This window comes from Pseudomonas sp. RG1 (assembly GCF_025910115.1).
Classification (GTDB): Bacteria; Pseudomonadota; Gammaproteobacteria; order Pseudomonadales; family Pseudomonadaceae; genus Aquipseudomonas; species Aquipseudomonas atacamensis.
Genome location: NZ_JAPCIK010000046.1, coordinates 258,154 through 283,602 on the forward strand (window position 1 = coordinate 258,154; position 25,449 = coordinate 283,602).

The 25,449-nt window shown below is 60.9% G+C and carries 26 protein-coding genes, 1 pseudogene and 1 riboswitch; of the genes and pseudogenes, 13 read left to right on the forward strand and 14 right to left on the reverse strand.

Annotated elements, in window-relative coordinates:
- Positions 1–15 precede the first annotated feature (15 nt).
- From OK411_RS23340 to OK411_RS23350, 3 genes are all read right to left on the reverse strand, one after another.
- Entirely contained in the window at positions 16–1,905 is a 1,890-nt protein-coding gene (locus tag OK411_RS23340) for a DUF1302 domain-containing protein (RefSeq protein ID WP_110603014.1), read from the reverse strand.
- A gap of 337 nt (positions 1,906–2,242) precedes the next feature.
- The gene (locus OK411_RS23345) at positions 2,243–3,925 is read right to left on the reverse strand and encodes a fatty acid--CoA ligase (RefSeq protein ID WP_073473480.1); all 1,683 of its coding nucleotides are present in this window, start codon (positions 3,923–3,925) and stop codon (positions 2,243–2,245) included.
- Between the two features lie 266 nt (positions 3,926–4,191).
- Positions 4,192–4,821: a LysE family translocator gene (locus OK411_RS23350; protein ID WP_110603010.1), complete on the reverse strand. Its 630-nt coding sequence runs from the start codon at positions 4,819–4,821 to the stop codon at positions 4,192–4,194.
- 240 nt (positions 4,822–5,061) lie between these two features.
- Between OK411_RS23350 and OK411_RS23355 the strand changes: the two genes are divergently transcribed.
- The 3 genes from OK411_RS23355 (at position 5,062) to OK411_RS23365 (ending at position 7,895) form a co-directional block, all read left to right on the forward strand.
- Complete coding sequence (locus OK411_RS23355; RefSeq protein ID WP_264365753.1) at positions 5,062–6,027, forward strand: 2-hydroxyacid dehydrogenase; 966 nt, start codon at positions 5,062–5,064, stop codon at positions 6,025–6,027.
- Between the two features lie 32 nt (positions 6,028–6,059).
- A complete protein-coding gene (locus tag OK411_RS23360; protein ID WP_016773244.1) occupies positions 6,060–7,058 on the forward strand; it encodes a class I SAM-dependent methyltransferase in 999 nt (332 codons plus the stop codon).
- Positions 7,059–7,098: 40 nt separating this feature from the next.
- A riboswitch (yybP-ykoY riboswitch) is annotated at positions 7,099–7,221 on the forward strand.
- A gap of 89 nt (positions 7,222–7,310) precedes the next feature.
- Positions 7,311–7,895 carry a TMEM165/GDT1 family protein gene (locus OK411_RS23365; protein ID WP_016773243.1) on the forward strand — a complete coding sequence of 195 codons (585 nt, stop codon included), beginning with the start codon at positions 7,311–7,313 and terminating at the stop codon, positions 7,893–7,895.
- A gap of 133 nt (positions 7,896–8,028) precedes the next feature.
- On the opposite strand, the gene OK411_RS23370 is transcribed toward OK411_RS23365, so the two are convergent.
- Positions 8,029–8,847 carry a M48 family metallopeptidase gene (locus tag OK411_RS23370; RefSeq protein ID WP_016773242.1) on the reverse strand — a complete coding sequence of 273 codons (819 nt, stop codon included), beginning with the start codon at positions 8,845–8,847 and terminating at the stop codon, positions 8,029–8,031.
- 1,339 nt (positions 8,848–10,186) lie between these two features.
- On the opposite strand from OK411_RS23370, the pseudogene OK411_RS27240 reads away from it, so the two are divergent.
- Positions 10,187–10,384, forward strand: a pseudogene (locus tag OK411_RS27240) (HAMP domain-containing protein); the annotation flags it as partial.
- A 111-nt stretch (positions 10,385–10,495) separates the two neighbouring features.
- Complete coding sequence (locus OK411_RS27245) at positions 10,496–11,239, forward strand: methyl-accepting chemotaxis protein (RefSeq protein WP_371915155.1); 744 nt, start codon at positions 10,496–10,498, stop codon at positions 11,237–11,239.
- 99 nt (positions 11,240–11,338) lie between these two features.
- Here OK411_RS27245 and OK411_RS23380 read toward each other — a convergent pair whose 3' ends face one another.
- Genes OK411_RS23380 through OK411_RS23390 form a run of 3 tightly spaced genes read right to left on the reverse strand, consistent with a single transcriptional unit; the run spans position 11,339 to position 12,450 of the window.
- The gene (locus tag OK411_RS23380) at positions 11,339–11,962 is read right to left on the reverse strand and encodes an SOS response-associated peptidase (RefSeq protein ID WP_024014271.1); all 624 of its coding nucleotides are present in this window, start codon (positions 11,960–11,962) and stop codon (positions 11,339–11,341) included.
- A 35-nt stretch (positions 11,963–11,997) separates the two neighbouring features.
- Positions 11,998–12,258 (reverse strand): putative signal transducing protein, encoded by a 261-nt coding sequence (locus OK411_RS23385; RefSeq protein WP_024014272.1) that lies wholly within the window; start codon positions 12,256–12,258, stop codon positions 11,998–12,000.
- A gap of 9 nt (positions 12,259–12,267) precedes the next feature.
- Positions 12,268–12,450: a CPXCG motif-containing cysteine-rich protein gene (locus OK411_RS23390; RefSeq protein WP_024014273.1), complete on the reverse strand. Its 183-nt coding sequence runs from the start codon at positions 12,448–12,450 to the stop codon at positions 12,268–12,270.
- A 141-nt stretch (positions 12,451–12,591) separates the two neighbouring features.
- On the opposite strand from OK411_RS23390, the gene OK411_RS23395 reads away from it, so the two are divergent.
- Positions 12,592–13,755, forward strand: coding sequence for a 1-acyl-sn-glycerol-3-phosphate acyltransferase (locus OK411_RS23395; RefSeq protein WP_174823868.1), 1,164 nt, complete (start codon positions 12,592–12,594; stop codon positions 13,753–13,755).
- Positions 13,756–13,885: 130 nt separating this feature from the next.
- Here the strand turns inward: OK411_RS23395 and OK411_RS23400 are convergent, their stop codons facing one another.
- Positions 13,886–14,164, reverse strand: coding sequence for a hypothetical protein (locus OK411_RS23400; RefSeq protein WP_016770663.1), 279 nt, complete (start codon positions 14,162–14,164; stop codon positions 13,886–13,888).
- Between the two features lie 193 nt (positions 14,165–14,357).
- Here OK411_RS23400 and OK411_RS23405 point away from each other — a divergent pair, with 193 nt between their 5' ends.
- Positions 14,358–14,564, forward strand: a complete 207-nt coding sequence (locus OK411_RS23405; protein ID WP_016770662.1) for a hypothetical protein — start codon at positions 14,358–14,360, stop codon at positions 14,562–14,564.
- Positions 14,565–14,913: 349 nt separating this feature from the next.
- Here the strand turns inward: OK411_RS23405 and OK411_RS23410 are convergent, their stop codons facing one another.
- Positions 14,914–15,498: a YajG family lipoprotein gene (locus tag OK411_RS23410; protein ID WP_024014276.1), complete on the reverse strand. Its 585-nt coding sequence runs from the start codon at positions 15,496–15,498 to the stop codon at positions 14,914–14,916.
- A gap of 205 nt (positions 15,499–15,703) precedes the next feature.
- On the opposite strand from OK411_RS23410, the gene OK411_RS23415 reads away from it, so the two are divergent.
- Both OK411_RS23415 and mqo read left to right on the forward strand, forming a co-directional pair.
- A complete protein-coding gene (locus tag OK411_RS23415) occupies positions 15,704–15,937 on the forward strand; it encodes a hypothetical protein (protein ID WP_016773235.1) in 234 nt (77 codons plus the stop codon).
- A 704-nt stretch (positions 15,938–16,641) separates the two neighbouring features.
- A complete protein-coding gene (gene mqo / locus OK411_RS23420; RefSeq protein ID WP_056790254.1) occupies positions 16,642–18,150 on the forward strand; it encodes a malate dehydrogenase (quinone) in 1,509 nt (502 codons plus the stop codon).
- A 106-nt stretch (positions 18,151–18,256) separates the two neighbouring features.
- Here the strand turns inward: mqo and OK411_RS23425 are convergent, their stop codons facing one another.
- The 3 genes from OK411_RS23425 to OK411_RS23435 all read right to left on the reverse strand — a co-directional run bounded on the left by OK411_RS23425 (position 18,257) and on the right by OK411_RS23435 (position 19,825).
- The gene (locus OK411_RS23425; RefSeq protein ID WP_125917599.1) at positions 18,257–18,544 is read right to left on the reverse strand and encodes a PA4642 family protein; all 288 of its coding nucleotides are present in this window, start codon (positions 18,542–18,544) and stop codon (positions 18,257–18,259) included.
- A 63-nt stretch (positions 18,545–18,607) separates the two neighbouring features.
- On the reverse strand, positions 18,608–19,087 hold the full coding sequence (locus tag OK411_RS23430; RefSeq protein ID WP_016773232.1) for a hypothetical protein: 480 nt from the start codon (positions 19,085–19,087) through the stop codon (positions 18,608–18,610).
- 180 nt (positions 19,088–19,267) lie between these two features.
- Positions 19,268–19,825 (reverse strand): hypoxanthine-guanine phosphoribosyltransferase, encoded by a 558-nt coding sequence (locus tag OK411_RS23435; RefSeq protein WP_016773231.1) that lies wholly within the window; start codon positions 19,823–19,825, stop codon positions 19,268–19,270.
- A 165-nt stretch (positions 19,826–19,990) separates the two neighbouring features.
- On the opposite strand from OK411_RS23435, the gene upp reads away from it, so the two are divergent.
- Together upp and OK411_RS23445 are read left to right on the forward strand one after the other, a co-directional pair.
- Positions 19,991–20,629 carry a uracil phosphoribosyltransferase gene (upp, locus tag OK411_RS23440; protein ID WP_090286199.1) on the forward strand — a complete coding sequence of 213 codons (639 nt, stop codon included), beginning with the start codon at positions 19,991–19,993 and terminating at the stop codon, positions 20,627–20,629.
- 2 nt (positions 20,630–20,631) lie between these two features.
- A complete protein-coding gene (locus OK411_RS23445; RefSeq protein ID WP_016773229.1) occupies positions 20,632–21,906 on the forward strand; it encodes a uracil-xanthine permease family protein in 1,275 nt (424 codons plus the stop codon).
- 132 nt (positions 21,907–22,038) lie between these two features.
- Here the strand turns inward: OK411_RS23445 and hemH are convergent, their stop codons facing one another.
- Together hemH and OK411_RS23455 are read right to left on the reverse strand one after the other, a co-directional pair.
- Positions 22,039–23,064 carry a ferrochelatase gene (gene hemH, locus OK411_RS23450; RefSeq protein ID WP_136492721.1) on the reverse strand — a complete coding sequence of 342 codons (1,026 nt, stop codon included), beginning with the start codon at positions 23,062–23,064 and terminating at the stop codon, positions 22,039–22,041.
- A 13-nt stretch (positions 23,065–23,077) separates the two neighbouring features.
- Entirely contained in the window at positions 23,078–23,980 is a 903-nt protein-coding gene (locus tag OK411_RS23455) for a TIGR01777 family oxidoreductase (RefSeq protein WP_110646160.1), read from the reverse strand.
- A gap of 197 nt (positions 23,981–24,177) precedes the next feature.
- Here OK411_RS23455 and OK411_RS23460 point away from each other — a divergent pair, with 197 nt between their 5' ends.
- Together OK411_RS23460 and OK411_RS23465 are read left to right on the forward strand one after the other, a co-directional pair.
- Positions 24,178–25,164, forward strand: coding sequence for an NAD(P)/FAD-dependent oxidoreductase (locus OK411_RS23460; protein WP_024014282.1), 987 nt, complete (start codon positions 24,178–24,180; stop codon positions 25,162–25,164).
- Positions 25,161–25,376 carry a TIGR02450 family Trp-rich protein gene (locus OK411_RS23465; protein WP_016773224.1) on the forward strand — a complete coding sequence of 72 codons (216 nt, stop codon included), beginning with the start codon at positions 25,161–25,163 and terminating at the stop codon, positions 25,374–25,376. Before OK411_RS23460 ends, OK411_RS23465 begins: the two co-directional genes overlap by 4 nt.
- The last annotated feature ends 73 nt before the right edge of the window (positions 25,377–25,449 follow it).

Sequence of the window (25,449 nt, forward strand, 5' to 3'; positions counted from 1 at the left end):
CCTGAAATGCAGTGCTTAGAAGTTCACGCCGAAGCTGAGCGCCACGAAGTCGCGGTCATCCACGGTGGTGTACTTGCCGTCGAAGAAATTGGTGTAGGCCAGGCTCGCGGTGTAGGTGTTCTGGTACTCGGCATCGACGCCCAGGCTGACCGCTTTGCGACCTTCCTCGAAGTTGCCGCCAGGGCCTGGCGAGTAACCGCTGACGTCGTGGGACCAGGCCACGTTCGGCTTGAGGTTCACACCGGCAAACACGTCGTTGTATTCCCAAATCGCCCGACCACGGTAGCCCCACGACATCGACGTGGTGAAACCGTCGTTTTCGCAATTGCGGCTGCGGTTGTTCTGCGGCGAACCGGGACCTGCACCGTTGATGGTGCTGTTGTTGAGGATGTTGGCGCAGGTATCGATACCGCCAGTCGCCGGCAACTCGCCCGGACCGTAGACCGGGTCACGGCCATAGCGCTTGTCGGAACGGCTTTCCAGGCCACCGACGTAGGTCGCGCCGACTTCACCGACGAGGGTCAGACGGCTGGCGCCCATGACCTGATCGAAGAAGTGCGTGAAGGTCGTCTGGATCTGGGTGATTTCCTTGCGCTCATAGCCATGCAGATCCTGACCCGGCACGCCGGTCAGCAGCGAAGCGTTGGTCAGCGCGCCGCCCAGCGGACGCACGCCGGCAAACAGGATGTCGGTGGAGTTCAGTTGTACCGGCGCGTTCGGACGGTAGCTGATCTCACCGCTCCACGCCGTACCGGTAGGCAGGGTGGTGGAGAAGCTCAGACCGTAGAGACGAATGTCTTCCGGGTATTCGATGAAGTAATTGGAGTTGCCCGCAACCAGCAGCGGTGCGAGTGCGGCAAAAGGCCCCGGCAGCGCGGCGGCGGTGTTGTAGACCGATTGCGGGGCACCGGTGGCGCTGAAGATCGGCGCACGGCTGTGGTAGTTCATGAAGTAGGCGCCGAACTCGGTGTCGAGTGGCTCGAACATGTATTTGAGGGACGCGCCCCACTGACCGCTGTCACGCGCGTCACGGTCCGGCCCACGGCGCACCAGCACGCCTTCTTGGTCGACGTTCACACCGTTGGCGGCCAACGGCCCCAAAGCGATCGCCGGAATCTGCGAACGCTTGTTCAGTACGCGCAAATTGTTGTCGCAACCGTCGGCAACGATGTCTGGCTGGGAAAAGAAGGTGCCGCAGTTGTCGACGACGGTCTGATCCCATTCCAGTTGGTAGAACGCTTCGGCCGAGAGGTTATCGGTGAGGCTCTGCGACACGTAGAACATGTTGACCGGAATCAGGCCTTCCTTGATCTCGGCGCCCGGACGACGGAACGCGGAGACGTCGATCGGGTTGATCGAGTTGATGCCGCCGCCGATGAAGGTACTTTCACCCCAGCTCACTACCTGCTTGCCCAGACGCACGGAACCCGGCTGATCGGCAATCGCGTAGTTGTGGTAGACGAAGGCGTCGAGGATCTGCCCGCCGGAGGACTTGGCACCCTCTTTGCGGTTGCTGTCGCTGATGTCCTTGAATTCGCGGCTCTCGTCCTTCAGTTCGAAGTCGTACCAGTATTTGCCACGGACGAACACGCCGGTGTCGCCGTATTTCAATTCAAGGTCATGGATGCCCTTGAAGATCTTCGAGAAGGTTTCGCCGCTCTTGAAGTTGGCGTGACCGTCATCGGAGGTCTGCGACAGGCCGCGGCCGCCGTTGTTGACGCCGATGAGGTTCTTGTTCGGGCTCTGAGTAGACCAACTGGCACCGATCGACAGGGACGAGTCGAACTGGCCTTCGATTTCACCGACGTTGAAACTGACGCCGAATGCAGGCCCGGCGAGCGAGGAGGCAAGACTGACCGCCAGAGGCAGTTTCGCCCGGCGCCAGAACTGGTTTACTGAGGTCATCGACGCTACTCCATGTGCATTATTGTTATGGCAGTGAGTACTTTTAAAAACGCTGTGGAGGACCGGGCGCCAGGGCTGCCCGAAATCGTTCCAGAGTTGCTCGCCCCGTTCAGTGCGTGTGCTCCGTTTTCAAAAAGTCCTTGAGCGGACTATAGCCAGCGGGTGGTAGTGCTTGATCCCTCTAAAGTGTGATTTGCAGCCGCCAACCACTCTGGAACAGTCCTTTCGCCAGTCCGACACACGTCGGCACGGCAAGGATGGCTGATTTTTTCGATTTCACAAGCCAAGCGCTTGCTTGGTGGGTCTGGCGCGCCGGTTTCGGCGCGCCAGCAGGCACTTAAAGTGTCGAAAGGAAGGTGCTGTTGTTGGCCTGCCATTCAGTGATGTCGAGGCGGATGCGCTTCTTGTCGAGCTTGCCGACACTGGTCTTGGGAATTTCGGTAACAAGGGCGATCTGACTGGGGATCGCCCACTTGCTCAGGTGCCCCAGCTCGACGAACGGCTTGAGGTGTTCCTTCAGTTCCCGTGCACCGATCACCTGCCCTTCGCGGACCACCAGCAAGGCAAACGGGCGCTCGCCCCACTGGGGATCGGCGATGCCCACCACTGCTACTTCGCGTACCGCCGCATGCCGGCTGATGAGGTCTTCGAGGTCGAGTGAGGAGATCCACTCGCCGCCGGTCTTGATCACGTCCTTGATGCGATCACGAATATCGATCACGCCCATACTGTCGAGCGTGGCGACGTCACCGGTGTGCAACCAGCCACCGGCCCAGAGCTCGGCGCCCTTCTGCGGCTCATTGAAATAACCTTCGGTCAGCCATGGCGCGCGCAGCACCAGTTCGCCCTGGGTTTCGCCGTCGGCCGGAAGGAAATTGCCCTCGCCGTCGACAATCGCCGCTTCGACCAGTGGCCCCGGCACGCCAGCCTTGATCCGGTAAGTGGTGCGCTCGTCTTCGCTGCCGGCCATCAGTTCGTCGTTGAGGTGCGCGCAAGACACCAGCGGCCCGGTTTCGGACATGCCGTACGCGGCCGTCAGCTGAATGCCTCGGGCCTTGGCGTTTTCATAGAGGCTGCGATTGAGCGCGCTGCCGCCGATGACGATTTTCCAGCCGCCAAAGTCGGCACCCTGCGCGGCCTTGGCGTTGAGCAGCATCTGCAGGATGGTCGGCACGCAATGGGAAAAGGTGACTTTCTCCTTGCGCCACAACTCCACCAGATACTCCGGATCGTAACGCCCCGGATAAACCTGCTTGAGCCCGAGCATGGTCGCCACGTAAGGCAGACCCCAGGCGTGGACATGGAACATCGGCGTGATCGGCATGTACACATCGTTGGTGCCGAGCAGCCGTACGCTGTCGATCGAACCCATGATCGTCGCCACGCCGATGGTGTGCAGCACCAGTTGCCGGTGGGTGAAATACACGCCTTTCGGATTGCCCGTGGTGCCGGTTGTGTAGAACGTAGTGGCCACCGAATTTTCGTCGAAGTCCTGGAAATCGTATTGCGCACTCGCAGCGGCCAGCAGTTGCTCGTATTCGCCGACAAGGTTCGGCAACTCCGCGGTTTTCTCCGGGAGATCGGTCAGCAGCAGGGTTTTCTCCACCGTGGTCAGCTGCGGCGCGATGGCCTGATACAGCCCGACGAACTCGCTGTTGACCAGCACGAAGCGGTCCTCGGCGTGGTTCATGGTGTAGAGGATCTGCTCGGGTGACAGGCGCACATTGATGGTGTGGATCACCGCGCCGATCATCGGAATGGCGAACATGCATTCCAGGTAACGGTGGCTGTCCCAGTCCATCACCGCCACGGTGTCACCCGCCTTCACGCCAGCAGCCGTCAGCACGTTGGCCAGCCGCGCAACCCGCTCGATCAGGGTCGGATAGCTGTAGCGCAACTGGTCGCGGTAGATGATTTCGCGGGTTTTCTCGTAACGGGCGCCGGACATCAGCAGCCGTTTGATCAGCAATGGATACTGGTAGGCCCCATCGGCCGGCGGAATGACCCGAGTCTGCAACATAAGAATCCCTTTTCTGACTGCACGGTGTTGGCGGAGAGATTCGTACTCTAGTGCGCCTGCATGACAGTCAAATCAGCCAAAGGAATGATTTGCAGAGCTGTACAAATGCTAGCTTTGCGCCAGCATTTCGGGCCAAAGTTGAAGAAAACACGACCTGTGGGAGCGAGCCTGCTCGCGAAGGCGTCGGGTCAGTCGACATTTTTGGTGACTGGACTGGCGCTTTCGCGAGCAGGCTCGCTCCCACAGGGATTGATGTGTTCCAGTTCTCAATGCATCTCGGTGAACGCGATTTTCACGCCGAGAGCAATCAGCACCGCGCCCATAGTGCGGTCGAACCAGTGGCCCATGCGGGCGAAGCCGGCGCGCACGCGTTGCTGGCTGAACAGCATCGCCACCAGACAGAACCAGATCGCCGTCGCCACCGCCAGGTAAACGCCGTAACCGGCCTGCACCGCCAGCGGTGTGTGCGGGTTGATCACCACGGTGAACAGCGAGAGGAAAAACAGCGTGGCTTTCGGGTTCAGACCGTTGGTGACGAAGCCCGAGGTAAACGCGCCCCGCGCGGTACGTACGCCGGTTTCCCGGTGCAAGTCATCAGTGTCGGTTTTCGCCGGTTGCGCGCGCAAGGCCTTGAAGCCGATGTACAGCAGGTAAGCCGCCGCCGCCCACTTCAGCGCGTTGAACAGCACGATCGACTGCGACACGATCAGACCGATGCCGAGCAACGAATAGCCGACATGCAGGAAAATCGCCGAGCCCACGCCCAGCGCGGTCCAGGTGCCGGCGCGGCGACCATGGGTCACGCTCTCGCGCACGACCACGGCAAAGTCCGGTCCGGGGCTGGCCACGGCGAGCAGATGGATCAGGGCAACGGTCAAGAACTCGGTCCAGTACATGGGGGCTCCTCAGGATTCGAATGTTCACACTGGGCTCATTGCCGAATGCTTTCCCTGTGGGAGCGAGCCTGCTCGCGAACGCGCTGGGTCAGCCAACAGAGATGTTGAATGGGCCAGCGCTTTCGCGAGCAGGCTCGCTCCCACAGGTGTTCAAGGCATCTCGGTGTCGAGTAACCAATTGTTTCATCTGGTAGGCTCGGCAGAGTACGCCCTCCGCTCACAGCACAAAAGGTACAGTTGATGACGAACACGCGCCGCGCGGTATTCCTTGATCACCCTTCGCTGGATCTCGGCGATCTGGACCTCGGTCCGTTGCGCGAATGCTTCAGCGACTTGCAGCTGTTCGCCCAGACTCTGCCGGAACAGGTCAGCGAACGCCTGCACGGCGCCAGTGTGGCGATCACCAACAAAGTCGTGATCGACGCCGCTGCAATGGCTGCCAACCCACAACTGAAACTGATCCTGATCAGCGCCACCGGCACCAACAACGTCGACCTCGCTGCCGCCCGCGCTCACGGCATCACCGTGTGCAATTGCCAGGCTTACGGCACGCCGTCGGTGGCGCAACACACGATCATGCTGTTGCTCAACCTCGCCACACGCCTGGCCGACTATCAAAAGGCTGTGGGCGCAGGCCGCTGGCAACAGGCGAAACAGTTCTGTCTGCTCGACTACCCGATCGTCGAACTGCAAGGCAAAACCCTTGGCCTGCTCGGCCATGGCGAGCTCGGTGGCGCCGTGGCGCGATTGGCCGAAGCGTTCGGCATGCGCGTGTTGCTCGGGCAGATTCCGGGGCGCCCGGCTCGGCCGGATCGCCTGCCGCTGGAAGAACTGCTGCCGCAGATCGACGCCCTGACCCTGCACTGCCCGCTCAACGAGCACACCCGGAACTTCATCGGCGCCGGCGAGCTGGCCGCGATGAAGCCCGGCGCATTTGTGGTCAATACCGCTCGTGGCGGCTTGATCGACGAGCAAGCGCTGGCCGACGCTTTGCGCAGCGGCCACCTCGGCGGTGCGGCGACCGATGTGTTGAGTGTCGAGCCACCGACCCAGGGCAATCCGCTGCTCGCCGCCGATATCCCGCGCCTGATCGTCACCCCGCATAACGCTTGGGGCAGTCGCGAGGCGCGCCAGCGTATCGTCGGGCAACTGAGCGAAAACGCCCATGCGTTCTTCAGCGGTGAGGCGCTGCGGGTCGTCAGTTGATAAACTGCGGCACTTTTTTTCAAGGAGCAGTTATGGATCCGCGCAGTGAAGTACTGCTTCGTCAGGCCGAGTTATTCCAGGGTTCGCTGCTGTTGGCCGGCCTGCCCGCCGACGATCTGCTCGGGCGTCTGCCGAATGCGTTCGGCTGGTGCTGGCACGCTGGCGACCAAGCCGCACTGGACGCGCGTTTCGAGGGCCGCAGCCAGTTCGGCGTGAATGTCCCGGAGCGCGAGTTCGACAGCGCTGTGGTGTTCCTGCCCAAGTCCAAGGACCTGACCGACTACATCCTCAACGCCGTGGCGTCGCGTCTGGCCGGGCGTGAGGTGTTTCTGGTCGGGGAAAAACGCAGCGGCATCGAAGGCGCGTCCAAACAGCTCAACCCGTTCGGCAAGCCACGCAAACTCGACAGCGCTCGCCACTGCCAGCTCTGGCAAGTCACCGTGGCCAATGCGCCTGAAGCGAAACCGCTGGAAAGCCTGGCGCAGACCTACGAACTGCCGCTGGCCGAAGGGCCGTTGAAAGTCATCAGCCTGCCGGGCGTGTTCAGCCATGGGCGCCTGGATCGCGGCAGCGCCCTGCTGCTGGAGCATCTGGACAAACTGCCGAGCGGCCATCTGCTCGATTTCGGTTGCGGCGCCGGCGTGCTCGGGGCTGCGGTGAAACGTCGCTATCCGCACAATCAGGTGACGTTGCTGGATGTTGACGCATTCGCCGCCGCCAGCAGCCGTCTGACCCTGGCTGCCAATGGCCTGGAAGCCGAAGTGCTGACCGGCGACGGCATCGACGCCGCGCCGATGGGTTTGAGCGCGATTCTGAGCAATCCGCCATTCCATGTCGGCGTGCACACCGATTATTTCGCTACGGAGAACCTGCTGCGAAAAGCGGCGAAACATCTGAAAAACGGTGGCGAACTACGCCTTGTGGCGAACAGCTTCCTCAAGTATCAGCCGTTGATCGAGGAGCACCTGGGCGTGTGTGCGATCAAGGCTGAAGGCAATGGTTTCCGGATCTACCGGGCCAAGCGCGGCTGAAAATTTGTTCTTGCCCAATCGGATTTGCCTAGGCAGAATCCGCTCCGTCCTAGGGGAGTAGTCTCCCACGAGCGCCAAGCTCGTCCGGCATACGTCAACATACTTGATCCTCAGATCATGGCGTATGCGACCCAAGCGTCCGCATCAGACGGATCGCAGGGTTTGACAAGACCTATGACACGCACACCTTACCCGGGGCGGGAAGGCTGTACGTGTCATAGCCGTGTCGACCCGCCCCTTAGGAAATCCCTGATGCTGGACTCGCTACTCGTTCCCACCGCTATCGTTGCCTTGGCCGAAATCGGCGACAAGACGCAACTGCTCGCGCTGATTCTCGCCGCTCGCTTTCGCAAACCCTGGCCGATCATCGCCGGGATTGTCGCCGCGACCCTGGCCAACCACGCAGCAGCCGGTGCGGTAGGCGCCTGGTTCGGCAGTTTCTTCTCCGACGCCGTCCTGCACTGGATCCTCGCCGCCAGCTTCGCCGCCACGGCGCTGTGGACCCTGGTCCCGGACAAAATGGATGACGACGAAGCCAGCACGGCGCGCAAGTTCGGGCCGTTCCTGACCACGCTGATCGCGTTCTTCCTCGCGGAAATCGGCGACAAGACGCAGATCGCCACGGTGATGCTCGCCGCGCAATATCCGGAACTGTGGCTGGTGATTATCGGCACCACCGTGGGCATGCTGATTGCCAACGTACCGGTGGTCCTGGCGGGTAACTTTGCCGCAGAGAAACTGCCGCTGACCCTGATCCGCCGCCTCGCGGCTTCGGCGTTCATGATTCTGGCGATTGTTGCGGTTTATAAAGCGATGCAGAGCAGCGGCTGGGTTTAACCCCGAGAGAAGGATCGTTCCCACGCTCCGCGTGGGAATGCAGCCGGGGACGCTCTGCGTCCCGCTTGGAACGCGGAGCGTCCCTTGCGGCATTCCCACGCAGAGCGTGGGAACGATCATGACCCCGTCAATCTCAGGACTTCGGGGCTTTTTCGTACAACGGCATCACTTTCGGAATGGCTGCCTGCAACGCAGCAATGCGGCTGCTCGATGCCGGGTGAGTGCTCATGAATTCCGGTGGCGCGCCTTCGGAAGCCTTGCTCATCTTGTCCCACAGGGTGATCGCCGCGTTCGGGTTGTAACCGGCGCGGGCGGCCAGTTCCAGGCCGATCAGGTCGGCTTCGTTTTCGTTGGCGCGGCTGTTGGGCAAGGTCATGCCGTAGTTGGCCACGGTGTCGGCCAGTGCCAGGCTGTCCTGACCCAGACCGAACAGGGCACCAGCGCCCTGCTTGGCCATCTCCATACCGTACGCCTTGGACATCGCTTCACGACCGTGCTCGCGCAGGGCGTGGGCGATTTCATGGCCCATGACCGCAGCGATTTCATCGTCGGTGAGTTTCAGGCTGTCGATCAGCCCGGTGTAGAAGATGATCTTGCCGCCGGGACCGCAGTTGGCATTGAGCTCATCGCTCTTGATCAGATTGACTTCCCATTGCCACTGCGCCGCGTCCGGGCGGAAGGTCGGCGCCTGGGCGATCAAGCGGTTGGCGATGGTCTGCACGCGCTTGGCTTCAGGACTGGTCTTGTCCAGCACACCTTTGCTCGACGCCTCGCCGACAGTCTTCTGATACGACTGCGCGTACATCTGATCGACCTCTTGCGAGGACAGCATGCTGAACATGTACTGCTTGCGCTCCACGCCCACGGCACCGCCGCTGGTGGTGTTGACCGACTGACAACCGGCCAGCAACAGCGCTGCGCTCAAAGCACTTACCACTAATGTCTTGTTCATTCAAAAGCTCCCTGAAAACCTGAGGCGTATCCTAGGCGGCTAATTGTATCGGCGCCAGATACAACGGACGCATTGCGCGTACATTCACCTATGGCCGCAAGACCTCGTGGAAATTCCTCAAGCGCATTGAATCCGCCGTGCACCGATCCATCAGCGACATCGCGGGCCGATTCCGACCAACGTCTCTCATGGCCCTGCACACCCCGCCGATAAATCCCTCGCAGATTGTCCTCTTGCGTGCGGAGCTCCCATGAAGTTCAAGTCGATCCAGTTTTCCGTCGCCGCTCTGGCCGGCGCCATCGTTCTCAGCGTGGTCGCGGCGCTGGTGCTGTACGCGCTGTTCTCGGGCGCTCGCACTCAAGAAATGGTGCAACAGCGCACCCAGGCGCAGTTCGAGCAAGTCATCGAACAGCGCCTGACCTCGCTGGCGCAGACCCAGGTCAGCCAGATCCAGCGCGAACTCGAAGCGCCGCTGCTGATTGCCGGCGGTCTGGTACGGGTCAACGCCCTGCTCGGCACAACCGCCGCCGATGGCCAGCCGCGCCTGAGCGTCAGCCGCGAGCAACTGATCAGCCTGATCAAGGAAAACGTCGAAAAGAACCCGAAGATTCTCGGCACCTACATCGGCTGGGAAAAAAACGCACTGGACCACAATGACGCGGCCTACATCGGCAGCGCCGTGGTCGGTATCGACCCGGCCACCGGGCGCTTTTTGCCGTGGTGGTTCCGCAATACCGACGGCAGTCTGGGCGTGGACAAACTGGCCGATGTCGACGATCAGAAAACCTTGTCCACCGGGGTGCGCGCCAGCGAGTACTACCTGTGCTCGAAAGAGACGAAGAAACCCTGCGTGATCGACCCGGCACCGTACAAGGTCGGTGACAAGATCGTCATGCTCGCCTCGTTCATCGAACCGATCATGGTCAACGGCGCGTTCCAGGGCATCGTCGGCGCCGACCTCTCGGTGAACTTCATTCAGGACATGCTGCTCGCCGCCAACCAGAAGCTTTACAGCGGCGCCGGTGAAATGGCGCTGGTCGGCGGCAACGGGCGGATCGTTGCCTACACCAAGGACTCGAGCAAATTCGGTGAAAAAGTCAGCGACATCCTCGACGCCGAACAGGCCAGCAATCTCGCCAACCTCAAGCGCGACGAGGTCACCTATTCGGTGAATCAGGCCAAGGGTCGTATCGAGCTGTACCTGCCGTTCGGCATCGGCCAGACCGACGCGCGCTGGACGCTGATGCTGCAACTGCCGCTCAACGCCGTCATGGCCGATCTGCAAAACCTCCAAGCCGACCTTGATGCCCAGCGCAAATCCGACACCTTCGGCATGGCCATGGTCGGCCTGATCATCGCCGGCATCGGCCTGCTGGTGATCTGGCTGGTGGGCCACGGCATTGCGCGGCCACTCAAACAAATGGTCGCCATGCTCGATGACATCGCTCAGGGCGAAGGCGATCTGACCCGGCGCTTGAGCAGCGACCGCAGCGATGAACTGGGCTCGATTGCCAAAGGCTTCAACACCTTCCTCGCCAAGTTGCAGGCGATGATTACGCAAGTGGTGACCTCGGTGCAGAGCGTCAGCGATTCTTCGGAACACACCGCCGACATCGCCATTCGCACCAACATCGGCGTGCAGAAACAAATGGCCGAAATCGATCAGGTGGCGACTGCGGTGCAGGAAATGACCGCCACCGCCCAGGACGTGGCGCGCAACGCCACCCAGGCCGCACAAGCGGCAAGCCATGCCGACCAGGCCGCCAGCCAGGGCATGCAGATCGTCCGCGACACGTCGAATTCGATTGGCGTACTGGCGGTGGAAATCGGCAAGGCTGTCGAGGTGGTGCAGACGCTGGCCAAGGACAGCGAAAACATCAACGCCATCCTCACCGCCATTCGCGGCATCGCCGAACAGACCAACCTGCTGGCACTGAACGCGGCAATCGAAGCCGCGCGCGCCGGCGAGCAGGGTCGCGGTTTTGCCGTGGTCGCGGATGAGGTGCGCAATCTGGCGCAGAAAACCCAGAAGGCCACCGAAGAAATCCAGAGCATGATCCAGCAGTTGCAACAGGGCACGCGCGATGTGGTGCGCGTCATGGAAGACAGCCAGAACCGCACCGACGAAAGCGTGCAACACGCGGCGAAAGCGGCCGAAGCGCTGGAGACCATTACTCAGGCCGTGTCGGTGATCAACGATATGAACACCCAGATCGCCAGTGCGGCAGAAGAGCAAAGTGCAGTGGCCGACGACATCAACCGCAATGTGATCAACATCGGTCAGGTGGCGAATGAAGTGGCCGGCGGTGCGGATGAATCGAGCTCGGCGAGCGCCGGGTTGACCAAACTGGCGGAACAGCAGCGGCGGTTGATCAATCAGTTCAAGGTCTGATCTTTAGATCCTCTTCGCGAGCAGGCTCGCTCCCACAGTTGGATTGCATTCACATGTGGGAGCGAGCCTGCTCGCGAATATGCCGGCACAGATCACTCATCAAGCCGGGGTGAGGCACTCCGGCCCGTTCAACTTCGGATCATTCACCAGATTCGCCAACACTCGCTCGCGCAGCGCCGCCGGTTCGCTGGCGAGCAAACCCTGCAACACATGCAGCGGCGTTTCGGGATCAAGCCAGGCAGCCTGCCCCGCTTCATCAAGAATCAACGGCCGGCGCTGACTCGCCGCCGACTGAGTGATCACCGCCGTACTCAGCCAGACCTGTTCCTGCACCGGATACGCTTCCCAGATCGCCGCGAAAAACAACGACGAGCCCTCCCCCGGCGTCAACCAGTAAGGCCGCTTGCGCTGGGTGCCGCGCCATTCGTAAAAGCCGTTGGCCGGCAGCAGGCAGCGACGCAAGCGCAAGGCCTCACGAAACATCGGTTGTTCAGCGACGGTTTCGGCGCGGGCATGGGCCGGGGTCTTCGACAGATCGGTCAGCCACGGCGGCGTCAGCCCCCAGCGCGCACGGGCCAAGGTGCGCTGGCCGTCTTCTTCGGCACGTAGCATCAACACCGAATCATTCGGGGAAATGTTCCACTGCGCCTGCTGATCGGCGGGAAAACCTGGCAGGGCCGCGAACTCGCGGTTCCAGCGAAACAGGGCATAACGTCCACACATGGGGCAACATAACTCTGAATAAAACCAGCGCCAGCCTAACAGACCAGCGTGCCGGGAAAGCTTTCCGGTTCGTCGCCGGGCAACGGCAGCGCGGCATTGTACGCGGTGATCAGCTCGCGGGCGTATTCGGCCTGATCGTTATCCACCGACAGCCAGAGCAGGCCGAAGATCGGCAATTCACCCGCACCGCCCACCAGATCACGGCCGATCAGATGCGCCTCGATCCCCTCACTGGCAAGCATGCCCTTGAGCATTTCGCCCTCCATCAGGTTCGCCGGTTCGTAGATGCGCTGCATACGCGGCCCTCACTCGTTTTCGCTGAAGACTTCCAGATGCCACTCTTCTTCATGTACCTGCAGGACAAAGGTGATCGGACGACAGCACACCTGGCAGTCTTCGATATACGTCTGATCCCCACCGGACAAATCCAGAGTGGTCTCGACTTCCTCACCGCAATACGGACATTCATACAGTGCATTTTCCAGCATCGCGGTCTCCCCAGTGACTTGTGCGTATAATCGCCGGTCTATTTGCAGGGCTATTTTTGTCTGACTACTTTTCAGACCGTGCCCCGCGGGTTTTCGATCAAACCCTTTACTTACCCTAGCCGTTTCCAACAAGAGAGCATGATGGGCGAATTCGATGCCATCCGACCTTACGACGACAGCGAAGTACCTGCGGTACTGGCAAGGCTGCTCGGCGACAAGGCGTTTCTAGATATCCTCACCCACTTCCGCTTCCCGCGTTTTGCCGGTGCCTTCGGCTGGATGCTCAAACCTCTTATAGCCCATCGGCTGCGTCGTGAGTTTGCCGACGTGAATTCCGTGGCTACCTTACAGGACAAAGTCGAGTTCTACGTCGACCACACCATCGAGCGCGCCACCGACGGCGTGACGTATACCGGTGTCGAGCAATTCAAGTCCGGCAGCGCCTACCTGTTCATCGCTAACCACCGCGATATCGTCATGGACCCGGCCTTCGTCAACTACGCCGTGTACCACGCCGGCCTGCCGACACCGCGCATCGCGATTGGCGACAACCTGCTGCAAAAGCCGTTTGTCAGTGACCTGATGCGCTTGAACAAGAGCTTTATCGTCCACCGTTCGATCACCGGCCGTCGCGAGAAAATGGCGGCGTATCAATTGCTGTCGGCGTACATCAACCACTCGATCCGCAACGATTGCGCGTCGATCTGGATTGCTCAGGCGGAAGGTCGGGCGAAGGACGGCGACGACCGCACCGAGTCGGCGATCCTCAAGATGTTCCACATGAGCCGCAAGGACGAGCCGTTCGGCGAAGTGATCCGCTCGCTCAACGTGACGCCGGTGTCGATCAGCTATGAGTACGACCCCTGCGACCAGGCCAAGGCCCGCGAGCTGTACATTCGCGCCACCACCGGCACCTACGCCAAGGCGCCGGGCGAGGATGACGTGAGCATTGCCAAGGGCATCACCGGCTACAAGGGCCGGGTCCACGTGAACTTTGCCGCGCCGATCACCGAGGTGTTCGAAGACACCAAGCAATTGGCGATCGAGATGGACAAGCAGATTCTCGGCGGCTATCGGTTGTTCCCGGTGCATTACCTGGCGTACGCGCAGTGGGCGGATGCCGACCCGCAACTGAATGTGCCGAAGGCGGCCGAGGTGTTCCCGGCTGACGAACTGGCCAAGGCGCAGGATGAATGGCAGAGCCGACTGGACGCCTGCCCCGCTGAGCATCGGCCGTACCTGGTGCTGCAATATGCGACGCCGGTGCGCAATCAGTATCGGGTCAAGGCTGGATTGCCGCTGTAGGCAACAGCTGTGGCGAGGGGATTTATCCCCGCTGGACTGCGCAGCAGGCCCTGTTTTTCTCAGGTAAAAACCTGGGAGCGCTGCGCACTCCAACGGGGATAAATCCCCTCACCACAGGTTTGCTATTGCTTCAGAAGCGGGTGCTGATCCAGGAGACGATCAAAGCAAGCCCCAGGCAAGCAAAACCAAAACGATAGAAAAACCGGTTCATGCGCAACGTCGCCCAATCGAGCATCGGCTCGGCATTCGGCTGCGCCTGGCGCTGTGCCGCCAGACTGGCCTGCGCGCGTTGCTCACGGCGGCGGGTCGCGTGCAGCAGCCAACTGCCCGGAAAGGCCAGGAGCAAGGCCAGCAGGTTGATCAACTTGGCGGGATGGGCGGTAAACAGCGTCATCAAGTGCAGCGACATCACAGACCTCGAACTTAACCGGTGTGGCAGACGCCAGACCGACGACCGCGGCGCGAATTCTACCCAAACCCTGCCGCCCTGCCCCAGCCTTTGCGACAAATAACCTGACAATCGACCGATGGCTGCCCTGTGTCATGGCATCGTCACGTGGATGCTTCACCCTGCGCGCCTCGAAACCCGAATGGAATGCGACATGCTGCACGCGGAAAACCAGGATCGTCTGTACCTCATCACCCCTTACGACGACCAGCAAAGCCTGGTCGGCAGCCTCGCCTTCAACGTGCAGGACCGGCACTGGCTAGTGTATTGCGCGCTGGGCGGGCATCAGCATGCGGACTTGCCCGAGACCGATTTGCTGACCGGAGTGAGCGTGCTCGATTTCTATTCTCAGGCTGCCTGAACGTCAAAAGCACCCTCACCCTAGCCCTCTCCCAGAGTGAGAGGGGACTGACCGAGGTGTTTGCGGTAGATACGCCGACATGAGATACCGCGCCGAACTCAGGTTTTGAAGCACACGCGATCGGCTCCCTCTCCTTGGGGAGAGGGGACTGAACGAGGTGTTTGCGGTAGATACGCCGACTTGAGATACCGCGCCGAACTCAGGTTTTGAAGCACACGCGATCGGCTCCCTCTCCCTCGGGAGAGGGCTGGGGTGAGGGGAATCGATTTCCCATACGACACAAATCTCAGATCCACAAAAAAGCCCGGAACCATCACTGGCCCCGGGCTTTTTCACATTCGCTGCAAACTTACTCAGCGAGCACCTGACCCACGGTCGGGTCCTTGAACAGACGCGTCAGCGCATCACTCAATACATCGCTGACCAGTTTGGTATTGGTCTCCTGATTCGGCGCCATGCCGAAGCGCTGGTCCAGCGACGCACCGTAACGGCCGCTGTAGCGGCGGTTGGCGTTCTGCACGTCGGAGCGGAAGGTCGCGCCGATGGTCGCTTCGGTCACGTACATGCCTTCTTTCGGCGACTGGTATTTCAGCTCGGCCAGGGTCACGGTCAGCTGCGGCGCGTTGGGTGCGTTAGTGGTCGGGGTGAAGCCGAGCAGCCGCACGGCGGCTTCGGCCTGGGCCTGCAGCTTCGGCAGGATCTGCTCGCGCTGTACGGTGATGGCGCTGGTTTCCGGGTACAGACCGCCACGGGTGCCGAGGGTTGGCGACGGACGACCGTCGACCACACGCACGATGACAGGCTGGCCGCGACCGACCGCTGGCAGTTGCGTGGTCAGCTTCGGCTCCGGATTCAGTTGTTGCGGGCTGTGGGCGCAGCCGGCGAGGGTCAAACCGGCGACAGTGATCAAACCGAACAACAGGCGTTGCAACATGCTCTTCTCTCCAGAATCAGGCACAAACAGGCCGGCAGTATAGCGGTGGGCCACTGCGCGTAACCAGCGCCGCACAGTGAATACTGCAATGTCTGACACGCCCCGCCGAAAGCGGTTCCTGTCACACATTCTTCACCGTCCATACACCGCGGCGTCATGGCTTGCCGACAAGCTTCAAAGCAGTCCTCTTTCAAGGAACTCTGCCATGCGTTATCTGATCTCGCTGTTCGCCCCACGCCCGCTGCATCGCAGCTTCGCCCTGCTCGACCGCAACGGCCGTTGCCAGGCTTTCAAGCAGTGCAGCCTGCAACCGATGGGCGACGGCTGGGTGGAAATTGAAGAAATCCGCCTGACCTGGTTGAACCAGCCGCTGCCCGCCAGCGCCCGGGTCGTACCGCGACAAATGCGCGCACGGGGTCAGGTGCAGTTGAGCATCTGACCGGATGCCTAATAAAAGTCATTAAACACGAGCAACTGCGCGCATTTCTTCGCTACAATCTCCCCCCGATTATAAGGACGTCTCCTGATCGGGCCCCGCAACAGCGTCAGTGCGCATGCATCGACATCAAAATCGCCCACAGAGAGCCGCCCACACAGATCGAGTGAAGTTGGCGCGCTTGCCTGTTCTTCCGGCAAAAACCCGCTTTTCGCGAATCTGCAGAGCTGTCATTCGCTCGGCCACCGCGTTGTTTTGCCCTAGCGGGCAGGTGCCAGGCCAAGGCAGCCCTTTTTTGAGGTTCACGTCTTCAAAAGAGCGTGAAAAAAACGGGTTTTCACAACTTCACAAGAGTGTGGCGAGCAAATGAATAGTTTTGCGTCTGAACATGCACCATTAGCGTCTGAAACAGCCCAACGACACAGGACCGGGTATACCTCGAACATCGGAGCCTGAAGCCTGTCCGCTACGGATTTGGTTGCACGAAAACGGATGACTCGACCATAAGTCGAATTGCCAGCCCTGCGTGAAAATGCGTTCATGGAACGCTTGAAACCAGGCCGCACGCATCCGTCGAAGTTGCGAAAAATTGCGAAGATTCGGACATGGCCCACCTGACCACGGATAGCCCGGGCCCACTGACCTGCCCTGGAACGCCTGGCAGCCATGCCGACAATTTGGTGCTGCAGATTTGGGAGACGCGTTAAATGGCGCATAACGAAGCAGTCGACGTAGTTCTGGTAGGGGCCGGCATCATGAGTGCCACCCTGGCCGTACTGCTCAAAGAGCTCGACCCCGCGATCAAGCTGGAAGTCGTCGAGCTGATGGATTCCGGCGCCGCCGAGAGTTCCAATCCGTGGAACAACGCCGGTACCGGTCACGCCGGCCTGTGCGAGCTGAACTACACCCCGCAGGCTGCCGATGGCAGCGTCGACATCAAGAAAGCCGTGCACATCAACACCCAGTTCGAGGTGTCGAAGCAGTTCTGGTCGTACCTGACCAAAAAAGGCACGTTCGGCTCGTGCAAATCCTTCATCAGCCCGGTTCCGCACCTGAGTTTCGTTCAGGGCGAGAGCGGTGTGTCGTTCCTCAAGGAACGCTTCAATGTTCTGAGCAAGCACCACGCGTTTGCCGACATGGAGTACACCGAAGACAAGGGCAAGATGGCCGAGTGGATGCCGCTGATGATGCCGGGCCGCTCGCCCGACGAAGTCCTCGCCGCCACCCGCGTGATGAACGGCACCGACGTCAACTTCGGCGCCCTGACCAATCAGTTGCTCAAGCACCTGAGCAGTGCTCCGGACACCCAGGTCAAATACTGCAAGCGCGTGACCGGCCTCAAGCGTAACGGCGCCGGCTGGACCGTCAGCATCAAGGACGTCAACAACGGCAACACCCGCGAAGTCGACGCAAAGTTTGTCTTCCTCGGTGCCGGTGGCGCGGCCCTGCCGTTGCTGCAGGCTTCGGGCATCGAAGAAAGCAAAGGCTTCGGCGGCTTCCCGATCAGTGGCCAGTGGCTGCGTTGCGACAACCCGGAAGTGGTCAAGCACCACCAGGCCAAGGTCTACAGCCAGGCGGCCGTGGGTTCGCCACCGATGTCGGTGCCGCACCTCGACACTCGCGTCGTCGACGGCAAGAAATCCCTGCTGTTCGGGCCATACGCCGGTTTCACCACCAAGTTCCTCAAGCATGGCTCCTTCATGGACCTGCCGATGTCGGTGCGCGCCGGCAACATCGGGCCGATGCTGGCGGTGGCGAAAAACAACATGGACCTGACCAAGTACCTGGTCAGCGAAGTGATGCAGTCGATGGAACAGCGTCTGGAATCCCTGCGCCGTTTCTACCCGCAGGCGAAAGCCGAAGACTGGCGCCTGGAAGTGGCCGGCCAACGGGTGCAGATCATCAAGAAGGACCCGAAAAAGGGCGGCATCCTGCAGTTCGGTACCGAACTGGTCGCAGCGAAAGACGGCTCTCTCGCTGCCCTGCTCGGCGCATCGCCAGGTGCGTCGGTGACCGTTTCGATCATGCTCGAGCTGATCGAGAAGTGCTTCCCGGCCAAGGCGTCCGGCGAGTGGGCCACCAAACTGGCGGAAATCTTCCCGGCCCGTGAAAAGGTTCTGGAAACCGATGCTGCGCTGTATCGCAAGATCAACACGCAGAACAACATCGCCCTGGAACTGGTTGAAGAAAGCAGCGAGACACCAAGCTTCGCTTGATCTTGCGGCATAAAAAACGCCCCGTACTCGTTGAGTGCGGGGCGTTTTTTTATGGCCAGGCAAGAACCAATAATCCTGGCTTACAAACCTTTGTAGTGAGGTGGCCTCAGCTGCGAGCCTTGTCGATCAATTCGATGTACTCAGCGGCGTTACGCTGATCCTTGATCAGCTCCACAAAAGTCTTGCCCTGCGCGTCCTTACCATCCACGTCGAAACCCGCCGCAACGAAGAAGCCCAGAAAGCGCTCGAAATCATCGATGCGCAAACCGCGATAGGCCTTGATCAGTTTGTGCAGCGACGGCGAAGTGGCGTCGACCGGCTCAAAATCGAGGAACAGCTTGATCTGCTCATCGCCGATCTCGTCACCAATCACTTGTTTCTTATCTTTACGCATTGCCGACTCCAGCTCGCAGACATGACACGGGGCGGGCAGTTTACCCCTGCCCGACCGCCCGGCTCAACGCGGACGAATCGCCCCGGTGTGCAAATCGGCCCAGATATGGCCGTTGGCATAACTGAGGAACTGCACATACACCGTGTCGTTGCGCAGCAGATCCATCACCACGCGGTACTGAGCGAGCGGATAGAACAGCGTCAGGGTTTTGCTTTTGTCATCGTAGGCCGGCTTTTTCAGGCTTTTGCTTTCGCCGTCGAAACTCACCAGCACCTGAGAAATGCTCGCGCCCTTGTTCAGCGATTTGCCTTTGAGGCGGATCAACAAGGATGAGGTGACCGGAATCGGCTGCTGATTGGACTGGCGCTGCGCACCGACCACCACCGAATACTCGCTGACCTGCAGCAGTTGCTGCTGCTCGGGTTCAGCGTCGCGCAGGGTCAGATCGTCCGGCGGCAGGAACTGGCTGTGCATCGGCGCGGCGGACAGCGGCAGGCTGAGAGACAGCAACAGGGCGGCGAGACTGCAGATCAAGAGGCGCATGACAGGCTCCGGGGGCGGGGCCGAGCACTCTAGCATGGCTGTCGCGCAAGGATCAGCACACACAAAAACAACTGTGGGAGCGAGCCTGCTCGCGAAGGCGGACTGACATTCAAAACAGATGTCGACCGATACACCGCTTTCGCGAGCAAGCTCGCTCCCACATTTAGATTGAGGCGCGGATTACATGCCTTTAACGGCGTAAATCCCGTTGGCGTTGCGCCAGTAGCCTTTGTAGTCCATGCCATAACCGAAGATGTAGCGGTCGATGCACGGCAGGCCGACGAAATCGGCTTTCAGGTCAGGACGTGCCTTGCGGTCGTGGTCCTTGTCGATCAGCACGGCGGTGTGCACTTTGCGTGCGCCGGCGTGTTTGCAGAAGTCGATGATCGCGCCCAGGGTATGACCTTCGTCGAGGATGTCGTCGATGATCAGCACGTCGCGGTCGATGAACGAGACTTCCGGCTTGGCTTTCCAGAACAGGTCGCCGCCGCTGGTTTCGTTGCGATAACGGGTCGCGTGCAGGTAGGACGCTTCCAGCGGGAATTGCAGATGCGTCAGCAGTTTGCCGGAGAAGATCAGGCCGCCGTTCATCACGCAGAACACCACCGGGTTGCTGTCAGCCAGTTGCTCGTTGATTTGTGCACCGACGCGGGCGATGGCCGCCTCGACTTCAGACTCGGTGTACAGGCAGTCAGCCTCTCGCATGATTTGACGGATATGCTCGAGATCAGCGGACATGGCGCTCTCCAGGGGGTTGGCGGAATTGGAAAAGCGGGCAAAGGTACGCATCCCGCGAGGTCGAATCAAGCTCTTATGGACTAACGTACAGAATGTCCTATAGGACATCACCCTCGGATAGATTAATCTAGGCCGGTTTTTTTGCCCGCCGCCGGAGCCTTTCCCATGCCCATCCTCGAGATCCGCCATCCGCTGATCCGTCATAAACTCGGCCTGATGCGCCGCGCTGACATCAGCACCAAGAATTTCCGCGAGCTCGCTCAGGAAGTCGGCGCCCTGTTGACCTATGAAGCTACAAAAGATCTGCCGCTCGAATCCTACGACATTGCCGGCTGGTGCGGCACCGTGTCGGTGGAGAAGATCGCCGGCAAGAAGATCACCGTCGTGCCGATCCTGCGTGCCGGCATCGGCATGCTCGAAGGCGTGCTCAGCCTGATCCCGGGCGCCAAGGTCTCCGCCGTGGGCGTTGCCCGCAACGAAGAAACCCTGCAAGCGCACACCTATCTGGAAAAACTGGTACCGGAAATCGACGAGCGTCTGGCGATGATCATCGACCCGATGCTCGCCACCGGCAGCTCCATGGTCGCCACCATCGACCTGCTGAAAAAGGCCGGTTGCCGCGACATCCGCGCCATGGTCCTGGTCGCCGCGCCGGAAGGCATTGCTGCCGTAGAAAAGGCGCACCCGGACGTGACCATCTACACCGCGTCCATCGATGAACGTTTGAACGAGCACGGCTACATCATTCCTGGGCTTGGCGATGCTGGTGACAAGATCTTCGGCACCAAGCAGAAGGACGCGTAACCATGCAGCAAGAGTTCAACGATCCGCTCTGGCGCACGGTGCTGTCCGGTGCGCAGATGCTGTTCGTGGCCTTCGGCGCCTTGGTGCTGATGCCGCTGATCACCGGCCTGGACCCGAACGTGGCACTGTTCACCGCAGGTCTGGGGACGATCCTGTTCCAGATCGTCACCGGGCGTCAGGTGCCGGTGTTCCTGGCGTCGAGCTTCGCTTTCATCACGCCGATCATTCTCGCCAAGGGCCAGTTCGGCCTCGCCGCGACCATGGGCGGGGTGATGGCGGCCGGTTTCGTCTACACCTTCCTCGGCCTCGCCGTGAAGATCAAAGGCACCGGCTTCATTGACCGTCTGCTGCCACCGGTGGTGATTGGTCCGGTGATCATCTCCATCGGCCTGGCCATGGCGCCGATTGCCGCGAACATGGCGATGGGCAAGGCCGGTGACGGCACTGAACTGATCCACTATCAGACGGCGATGATGATTTCCATGCCGGCGCTGCTGACCACGCTGATCGTGGCGGTCTTCGGCAAAGGCATCTTCCGTCTGGTGCCGATCATTTCCGGGGTGCTGGTGGGTTTTGCCATGTCGTTCTATTTCGGCGTGGTCGACACAGCGAAAATTGCTGCAGCGCCATGGTTCGCTCTGCCGCACTTCACCGCGCCCGAGTTCAACTGGCAGGCGATTCTGTTCATCGTTCCGGTGGCGCTGGCCCCGGCGATCGAACACATCGGCGGCGTGATTGCCGTGGGTAGCGTGACCGGTCGCGATTACCTGAAGAAGCCGGGCCTGCATCGCACCCTGCTCGGTGACGGCATCGCCACCACCGCCGCCGGCCTGTTCGGTGGCCCGCCCAACACCACTTACGCCGAAGTGACTGGCGCGGTGATGCTGACCAAGAACTACAACCCGAAAATCATGACCTGGGCGGCGATCTTCGCCATCACCCTAGCGTTCATCGGCAAATTCGGCGCGCTGCTGCAGAGCATTCCGGTGCCGGTGATGGGCGGGATTCTGTGCTTGCTGTTCGGTTCGATCGCAGCGGTGGGCATGAACACCCTGATCCGCCACAAGATCGACTTGGGCGAAGCGCGCAACCTGGTGATTGTTTCGGTGACGCTGGTGTTCGGTATCGGCGGCGTGCTGGTCGGCACCGGCACCGGTCCTGATGACTTCGGCCTCAAAGGCATCGCGCTGTGCGCGGTGGTGGCGATTGCGCTGAACCTGATCCTGCCGGGCAATGATGGCTGGAAGCAGAAGAAGGCGGATGAGCCGCTGATTTAACCCCCCGCAATGATCGTTCCCACGCTCCGCGTGGGGATGCCTCAAGGGACGCTCCGCGTCCAGTGACGCGGAGCGTCACGGGCTGCATTCCCACGCAGAGCGTGGGAACGATCACTGTGTGAGCGGGCTTGCTCAGAGGGCCAGCGGCGCTCTTTCGCAGAGCGTGGCCAACGCCTTGGCCCATTGCGGGTCGTCGTTCAGGCACGGCACCAGCAGCAACTCCTCGCCCCCCGCTTCGCGGAACTGTTCCTTGCCGCGATCGCCGATCTCTTCCAGCGTCTCGATGCAATCGGCGACGAACGCCGGGCACATCACCAGAATCTTTTTCACCCCGCTTTTGGCCAGTTCATCCAGCCGCGCTTCGGTATACGGCTCGATCCATTTCGCCCGGCCCAGGCGCGACTGAAACGACACCGACCATTTGCCGTCCGGCAGGCCCATGCTTTTGGCGAAGGCGGCGGCGGTACGGAAACACTGCGCGCGATAACAGGTCGCCAATACCGCCGGCGAGGCGGTCTGGCAGCAATCGGCGCCTTTGAGGCAGTGGTTGCCCGTCGGATCGAGCTTGCTCAGATGCCGCTCCGGCAAGCCGTGAAAGCTCAGCAGCAGATGATCGTAATCCTGCTGCAGATGCGGACGCGCACTGGCGGCCAGTGCTTCGATGTATTCCGGCTGATCGTAGAACGGTTGCAGGATCGACAACTGCACATCGAGCTTCTTCTCGCGTAGCACGCGTCGGGCTTCTTCGATCACGGTGGTCGTGGTGCTGTCGGCGAATTGCGGATACAACGGCGCCAGCGTGATCTTCTTATGTCCCGCTTTGACCAGACGCAGCAGACAGGTTTCGATCGACGGCTCGCCATAACGCATCGCCAGATCCACCGGGCCGTGTTTCCAAGTCCGGGTCATCTGCTCCTGCAAGCGGCGGCTGAGCACTACCAGCGGCGAGCCCTCTTCCCACCAGATAGAGGCATAGGCATGTGCCGATTGCTCGGGACGCTTGATCAGGATCAGCGACACCAGCAACCGCCGCAGCGGCCATGGCAGGTCGATCACGTAGGGGTCCATCAGAAATTGATTGAGGTAGCTGCGCACATCGGCCACCGAGGTGGAGGCCGGAGAGCCCAGATTGACCAGAAGCAAAGCGTGATCGGTCATGCAACGTCCTATTTCAGAGGCGGCTGGAGAGATCATCCAGAGCCGCGCGTAAATCCGTAAAGCGGAAGCTGAACCCCGCTTCGAGCAAGCGTGCCGGCGTCGCACGCTGGCCGCCGAGCAATAACAGTGACAGCTCGCCGAGCATGACTTTCAGCGCCAGGGTCGGCATCGGCATGAACGCCGGGCGGTGCAACACACTGCCCAGGGTCTTGGCAAATTCGCGGTTGCGCACAGGTTTCGGCGCGCAGGCATTATAAGGACCGCTGGCCTGATTCCGGTGCAGAAGAAAATCAATCAGGGCGATTTGATCGTCGATGTGAATCCACGGCATCCACTGCCGACCATTGCCCAAAGGCCCACCCAGCCCGAGCTTGAACGGCAGCAACAGCCGCGACAAAAAGCCGCCCTCAGCCGACAGCACCAGACCGGTTCGCACCAGCACCACGCGGATGCCGAGGTTCTCGGCACGCAGCGCGGTCTCTTCCCAGGCGATACACAACTGACTGGCGAAGTCGTCGATGCCGGGCGGCGATTGCTCTGTCAGCTCACGCTCACCACCGTCGCCGTACCAGCCGATCGCCGAGCCGGAAATCAGCAGCGACGGTTTCTGCGCGCGAGTTTCCAGCCACGCCAGCAGCGTTTCCGTCAGGGTGATGCGGCTGCTCCACAGCAACGCCTTGCGTCGATGGGTCCAGGGGCGGTCGGCAATCGGCGCGCCGGCGAGATTGACGATCGCATCCAGCGGCTCTTCGCCGAGGTCCTCCAGACGCGAAATTCCGCGCACTTGCGCGCCGCAGATCTGCGCGACTTTTTCCGCGCGGCGACTCCACACCGTCAGCCGATGGCCCTGCTCCAGCCAGTGCCGGCAGAGCTGACGTCCGATCAAACCAGTACCGCCGGTCAGCAATATGTGCATGACATCTTCCTCGCGTGGCGTTTAACCCGGATCACTAGTCTATTTTTATAGGCAGGGATCTTTTCGATCGGGCAGGCTCTATGGTTTAACAATAGGCCAAGCTGTCAGAACGAGAACGCTAGAAGTTATACCAAAAAACAGAATTGTACAGGTTTGATCGACGGCGTAGTCTGTACAGAAAGGTAAACGAGGCCCCTATGACTGTACCTATCGCAATCATCGGCACCGGCATCGCCGGGCTCTCCGCCGCTCAGGCTCTGACAGAGACCGGGCATACCGTTCAACTGTTCGATAAAAGCCGCGGCAGCGGCGGGCGCATGTCGAGCAAGCGCAGCGACGCCGGCTCGCTGGACCTGGGCGCTCAATACTTCACCGCGCGTGACCGGCGCTTCGTCACCGAAGTGCAGCGCTGGCAGAGCCAGGGCTGGGCCGCCGAGTGGGCGCCGCAGCTGTACACCTTCCAGGGCGGCCAACTGAACATGTCGCCGGACGAGCAGACCCGCTGGGTCGGCACGCCGCGCATGAGCGCCATCACCCGCGGCCTGCTCGATGGCCTGGACGTGCAGTTTGCCTGCCGCATCACCGAGGTCTATCGCGGCGAAGAGCACTGGCATCTGCAGGACGCCGACGGCTGCACCCACGGCCCCTTCAGCCATGTGGTGATCGCCACACCGGCACCGCAAGCCACCGCGCTGCTGGCCGCCGCGCCGAAACTTGCCGGCGTCGCTGCCGGGGTGAAAATGGAGCCGACCTGGGCCGTCGCTCTCGCCTTCGAAACCCCGCTGGATACGCCAATCGAAGGCTGCTTCGTACAGGACAGCCCGCTCGACTGGCTGGCGCGCAACCGTAGCAAACCCGGGCGCGACAGCACTCTCGACACGTGGGTGCTGCATGCAACCAGCGCCTGGAGCCGGCAACACATCGACCTCTCCAAGGAAGCAGTAATCGAGCATCTGCACGGTGCTTTCGCCGAACTGCTGCACAGCGCCATGCCTGCGCCGACCTTCAGCCTCGCCCACCGCTGGCTCTACGCCCGCCCCGCTACCGGCCATGAATGGACCACACTGGCTGATGTCGATCTGGGCCTGTACGCCTGTGGCGACTGGTGCCTGTCGGGCCGCGTTGAAGGCGCTTGGCTCAGTGGTCAGGAGGCTGCACGTCGCTTGCACGAACACCTGCAATGAATCGCATCAATCCGCGCAAATTGCTGCTGTCGAAGTGGACAGCAGCCCATCCGCAAAATCGCGAAAAACATTTTCTGGTCACCGAACTGATCCGCGACGAGGAAGGTACGGTGCTGGAAGTTGAATTGCAGGCGGTGCTGACCCAGCGTAGCGAGCGGCTGGATTGGCAGGTGCTGAAAGACAGCAAACTCTGGTTACTCGGCTGGAAATAGATTTCCCTTGTGGTGGCGAGCCTGCTCGCGAAAGCGCTGTATCAGATACAAATTCCTTTACTGACCCACCGCT